We start from the raw sequence: 1,284 nt of genomic DNA, 5'->3' as shown, positions 1-1,284 counted from the left end.
GGTCAGAGGTTTGCGCGGTGGGCAACGCGAAGCGTTGTCCACGGCAAGCAAGCCGGTTCGAGCAAAGCTCGAACTGTCCACTTGTCCACCGCCTGGCCCCGGCGTGGTTTTGTGGTCGATGCGCCAAACCTGATCCCCCTCTGGGCTTTGCAGTCCGCCCTTGAGCTTGTGGTCAACGCATCGTCCCATTTTGTCCAACCGTGTAGCCCGAACAGTTGCCAATGAGAACTATGAATCCGCAAGGTGGGGTAGCGAGTGAAGTCGCGCGTCTGAACGTCGGCATCGACGTGTCCAAGCAATTCCTGGATGCCTGCTGGGGCAACCAGGAAGAGCGATTTGGCAATGACGCGCCAGGATGGGATGGGTTGATTGCAAAGCTGCGCCAGGCCGATGCCGACCTGGTGGTCATCGAGGCCACTGGCGGCTACGAGCGTGGCCTGCTGTGCGCGCTGCAAGGCGCGGGCCTCAGCGTGGCGCGTGTGAACCCGAGGCAGGCGCGTGATTTCGCCAAGTCCATGGGCGTGCTGGCCAAGACCGATCGGGTGGATGCACGCGTGCTGCGCGACTTCGCCGATGTCGTGGCCCGGCACAAGGAGCGTCACAAGTACATCACCCTCACCTCGCCCCCCGAGCGGGAGCAGCTCGCTGCAATGATGGTGCGCCGACGGCAGTTGGTGGACATGCATGTGGCCGAGCACAACCGCCTGGATTTGGCCAACGCGCGTGCTGCGCGCAGCATTCGCAGCGTGCTCAAGACGCTGGAAAAGCAGCTTGCAGACATCGACCGCGATGTGGACGACCATCTCAACCGGCACTTCAAGGAGCAAAGCAAACTGCTCGACAGCGTCAAAGGCGTGGGCCCGGTGACGATCCTGACGTTGACCTCCTGCCTGCCCGAGCTGGGGCGGCTTGACCGCCGTGCCATCGCCAAGCTGGTGGGGGTGGCGCCACTGGCCAATGACTCAGGCAATCGCAAAGGGCCAAGGCGAACGTGGGGTGGACGCTCTGAAGTCCGTGCGGTGGTCTACATGGGAACGTTGACGGCCACTCGCTACAACCCCGTCATCAAGGCGTTTTATGAGCGCCTGCTGGCCGCAGGCAAGCCCAAGAAGGTCGCCATCGTCGCTTGCATGCGAAAGATGCTGACCATCCTCAACGCCATGCTGCGTGATCAATCTGCCTGGAATCCATTGCGCCATGTCCGGAGCTAAAAGCTTGACTTTGAACACAGTTGCTCAAGGGGGCGCACCCAGCGGCCCGGCAAAGCCGGTTCCGCGGGTGCCC

1 protein-coding gene is annotated in these 1,284 nt (G+C 62.5%); it reads left to right on the top strand.

Translation table 11 applies throughout. The features are described 5' to 3' along the window. The first annotated feature begins 230 nt into the window (after positions 1-230). Complete coding sequence (locus WKW82_RS40505) at positions 231-1,211, top strand: IS110 family RNA-guided transposase (protein WP_340348846.1); 981 nt, start codon at positions 231-233, stop codon at positions 1,209-1,211. Positions 1,212-1,284 lie beyond the last annotated feature (73 nt).

This window comes from Variovorax rhizosphaerae (genome assembly GCF_037889975.1).
Lineage (GTDB): Bacteria > Pseudomonadota > Gammaproteobacteria > Burkholderiales > Burkholderiaceae_C > Variovorax > Variovorax rhizosphaerae.
Note: the sequence above shows the minus strand (reverse complement) of the source record. Positions and strands in the feature narration are given on the sequence as shown.